At 50.9% G+C, this 4,390-nt stretch carries 3 protein-coding genes; all 3 read right to left on the reverse strand.

Annotated features, from left to right (window positions below; genetic code table 11):
• Window positions 1-187: 187 nt before the first annotated feature.
• Complete coding sequence (locus tag G7Y50_RS11705) at window positions 188-1,087, reverse strand: hypothetical protein (protein WP_165056803.1); 900 nt, start codon at window positions 1,085-1,087, stop codon at window positions 188-190.
• Window positions 1,074-1,574: a hypothetical protein gene (locus G7Y50_RS11710; RefSeq protein ID WP_165056802.1), complete on the reverse strand. Its 501-nt coding sequence runs from the start codon at window positions 1,572-1,574 to the stop codon at window positions 1,074-1,076. Before G7Y50_RS11710 ends, G7Y50_RS11705 begins: the two co-directional genes overlap by 14 nt.
• A 123-nt stretch (window positions 1,575-1,697) precedes the next feature.
• On the reverse strand, window positions 1,698-4,187 hold the full coding sequence (locus tag G7Y50_RS11715) for a hypothetical protein (protein ID WP_165056801.1): 2,490 nt from the start codon (window positions 4,185-4,187) through the stop codon (window positions 1,698-1,700).
• Window positions 4,188-4,390: the final 203 nt, after the last annotated feature.

Raw genomic sequence — 4,390 nt, forward strand, 5'->3', positions numbered from 1 at the left:
AGGTCGTTGTACCCAAAATCGGGTTTGAACAGGTGTTTTAGTTGTCAAAGATACGTTCAATTAAGAGTGTTTTGCCTGATGGCGAGTTGATTATTGCGGTTTACTACCTAACATTTTGCCTAGAACCTTTTTGACCAGAACCGGTATCTTGTTTACCAGAGCCCAAAGTTGCTTTGTTTTGCGACAATCAACTTCCGTCCCTTGTCGCGAAGGATCCGACGTACCTCATCCCATCATAGGAGCCATGCGTGTCATAGTGCAGGAAACTAGCATCGTACGTGGCGCTTGAAACGAAAACGTCAACCTTCCCCGTACCGCAGTCAAACAGAATGTCGCCGGAGCTGTTTTGCGTTATGGTATTGTATCCGCGGTAGTAATAGAGATCGTCACTCGGCGCGTCACCGACAACGATTACACCCGGAGAAATCTTCTCGAGCCATGCCCTGGGAGGTCGACCGCTCCTCCTACCATGATGAGGCGCAAAGAGAATGTCAGCATGCGACAGGTCGACACAGTCAACGACTTTCTCCATGAAGCCCGTCTCAAGATCCCCCATCCACAGAGCAACTACGCCATCTTGCAAGCTGTATTTGATTATCGGGCTAACATTATTGCAGCTCCCGCCATTGGCGGCGATCGAGAGCGCACTCTTATAGTCGCTGTTCGATGTGTCAGGCCATAAGATGTTAAGTCCTGAAGAACCGCGATCACCATCAGACTGGTTCATCCAACGCCTTTTGCATCCCTTGAATATAGCAAAGGACCGCATTGGATCCCCCCGCAGCTCCTTGTAGCGCTTGAAGCTCGAAGTCTCGACGGACTTCGCAACCCGGTTGTCAACCCTGTAGAAGTTGAGAATACCGATGCTTTCGTCCAACGTCTCTAGGCCATGGATATGATCCTCGTCTGGATGTGTACTTATGAACCGCGTTATCGTTTTGGATCTGCTCAAATGACGTACCTCGTCGATGAGCTCGTCAACCCTATCGTCCACGAGGTTGCAGTCGATAGTGGTGAAGTTGTCCGAATTGTGCAGGATGCAGAACATGTCCCCGTTTCCAACATCATAAGACTTAATCACCGACACCCTGATCCTCCTTTTGCCACGCGTCAACACGTTGTGCAACATATCGTTCCTGCTTGAACCACGATTTAAGAAGCAAGACGAAAACTCCGACGGTGAGAATTGCAAAAACGGAACGTCTGTGTTCTTCTGAGAACAACGCCACCAGAGCCAAGACCGCGCACAATACAATAGACCCCAGAAACGATCGGTAGGAGTTCGCAACCATCGAAATCCTTTTCAGGCCTTCATCCTTTGCGCATGCCTTCACGTAAGCAGGATACGGGTACTGTGAGACTTTGCCGTATTTAATTGCCAAGGGTTCAAGGATAACGGAGCCGATTCGCGACGCGACGATCCCGAAAACGTAGCAAGCAGCAAACGCGATGACGGGGCTGTCTGCCATAAACTCGCTCAGCCCCAGTCCGTCGCAAACCGCCATCACCATGATGCCGGGCACAAGAGTGTTTATCAAATCATATGCGGACAGGTTTTCAAAGAACTCGCTCAACTTAGTTCCCTCGACGTTCTCCTCGCTTGAAACCAATCGACTTATGCTGACTACCGATACCTGATTTGCCCCGCACGAATTAAGAGTTACCCAGCGCCGCGCAATGATACTGCAGAAGCCAGGTTATACAGTTTGCAGCGCATCCCCTTTGCCAGGCTTCTCACAGCGCCTTCTTCTGAGGGAGATCGCATCGTCTGCAAGAGAATCGAAGCAGGATCGGTATCGACCTTGTCCATCTGGCAGCAGCTCGACAAACAGTAGGGCGGCGTCTTGAGATGGAGGCCGAAGGAGAAAGGAAGTCCAAAGCTCATGAGAGACGCTACTCCTTTGCTCTTTCCCTTTGATTTTTCTGCTGAGAGCGTCTTTTGCCCACCACACAGCTAAGCCGACTAGCCCCCAAGGAAGGAGGGAAGTCACTACGATAAGATTTTGCCGCTGAAGATGTCGAGAAAGGCGCCTTAATTCATCTTGCGTCTGTGCTTGCTGATCTTTTGGCATTTTGTCATACTTAGAAATCTGCATGCTGAGATGATCTGCGTTTTTACGAAGCGGGAAGAGCAGGCTGCTTATCTTAAACGCTGCCAGCACAAGAAACGCTACGAGAACAAGTAGGAGATAGCTTGCTCCTTCTGAGGCTGATGCGTATAGCTCCAAGGGAAGCAGCCCGAGAAAAACGACGATAACCGTTGCGGAAGCCCCGCTCTGAAGCATGCCCAACACCGGACTGTTCGTGACGATAGAGGAATCCCGGTCAGTGACACCCATCTGCATCAGCGCCGCAGCCATCGTCGGGAGAAGGATAAACGCGAGCAGGATCCCAAGCATGCCTATTCCAGGCGAAGCAAACGTCGGAAAAAAGCTCCGTCCAGCTCCTGTCGTGGGCATTATGGCTCCAAGGGCCGCAAGATAACTTCCGCACGTTATCACCGCTGCGATCAGCAACGTACCGGTGTTGCTGTCGCGTCCCCTAATCAGCGCGCAGTTCGAAACGAACGATTCACCAAGAAAGATCGCCGCGCCGATCGGCGCGAGGAGCGACCATGCAAACCACCAGTCAAATAGAAGGGGTTTGCGCAGTCCCGTGGCGTAAAAGAACAACGTGCCATAACCCAAAATGAGCAGGAAGAAGGATATCGCATGGCGAATCGATCCGCTAGTGCGCCTTGCGATAAAAAGACCCAGAAGGATCAAGAGCGCAAGAACTGCCAGCGTAGCAAAACCTGCCCAGATATCTCCAGAGCATAAATCAGCAAACGACAACGTATTGAAATCGCTAGGGCGAAGAGAGAGCATATCAAATAGAAGCATGAACAAGGCGCCTAGCGACATGAGACAAATTGACGGGTAAATTGCCGCCTGTGCTTGTAGGGTCTGGCAGCAACAATCATCTTCGGCATCGCTTTTCGCTTCGACGGCCATAACAAGATCGACACCTCCCTTAAATCGGGAAATCATCAGACCGAGTAGCGCAAAGGTCAAGGCGAAATGCGACAAAACCTCGAAGGCCTCTCCTTCGATCGAACTTCCCGCAAGCACGCCCCAGAGCAATCCAGCTATCGCAATCAAAACGCCCATAAGCGAATATCTTCGATCTCCTCCTCTACTCGTGCAGACAAACTTGGCAGCAGCTGCAAAGAGCAAAATTGCCACGATGCAGACGGAAACTCCCGAAGCAGGATTATCCCCAAACAGAAGATCAGACCTCGCAATTGCCAAGACAACAAGAGCCATCCCCGTTCCTGAAATGATTGAGGAGATATAATCTGCCACAATTTCGCTCAATGATGAAAAAGGGATTGTAAAAGCCGAAGAGAACACACAGGCCAAAGAAAAGCCGAATGCCACGTACGGCTGAACAGGTTCACCTGGCGTAGACAACACAAGGGACAGGCCCAAGGAGAAAAGAGCGCCCGGAGCAAACATCAGGAGGTCGTGCAAACCATCAGTTAATCCTCTCATCATGATATAGAAAAGGAGAATCGCGACAGCAGGAAGAACGGCTGTCGCAGCCGAAAGCCAAGGCTGAGGCAATGCGTTTGCGTAATCGTCAAGCACATGCATGGAAAAATAGCCTAGGACCGCAAACCAAATAAGCATTTCGCTAGCCTTCAATCGCACAGCCTCATGCCTGCGGGTCACGTGCACTCCCGTCAAAAAGAAGCAGGTAAAGAAGTACGAAAAGAAGGCAAAGCAAGCCGAGAAATAGAGCGCGTGGTATATCCCTGCCATATTGAAACAATGCACTTGCGGAATAGTCCAGTTCAGTCCAATCTCATCATCCGCGACCCAAGTGTACTGTATGTAAAGTGCTCCGACAAAAGCTACAGCCGAAAAGATACATGAGACATGCCTGATCCATTTCGAAGCGGGGTTTGCGCAAGACCAGGCAACAAGGGCGCCGGCTCCAACAGAGAGAAACAAACCATCGCCCCATGTCGCCGCATAGTAATCATAGAGTCCCGGAAGTCGAGGATCGTATTCGCCAAAGACCCAAAACGCATTCAAAGCCGCAAAGCCAAACAGGAACATCACAAACGCGGCGAAGAGTCCTTTAGCCAAAGAGCCCCATTCGTTAGGACGAACCTTCCGGATTTCATGTGATTCGGTTCTCATTTCTAGCCTTTCCCAAGCCGCGCGCAACTGACAAGGAGCTCCTTGCCGTCACTTGAGAGCCTGATGGCCATTTGCAGGGTAACCGCTAAAACGTGTGGGATTTAGCATGGTTTTCACCATCTTCCGCATGCCCACACGTTTTCCGCCTGTTTTTGCGTGACGGTCCGCTTTCTAGCCTTCCTGAAGCCTCCAGGGCCTACAGT

The sequence above is a fragment of the Adlercreutzia sp. ZJ176 genome, assembly GCF_011038975.1.
Taxonomy (GTDB): domain Bacteria; phylum Actinomycetota; class Coriobacteriia; order Coriobacteriales; family Eggerthellaceae; genus CAAEEV01.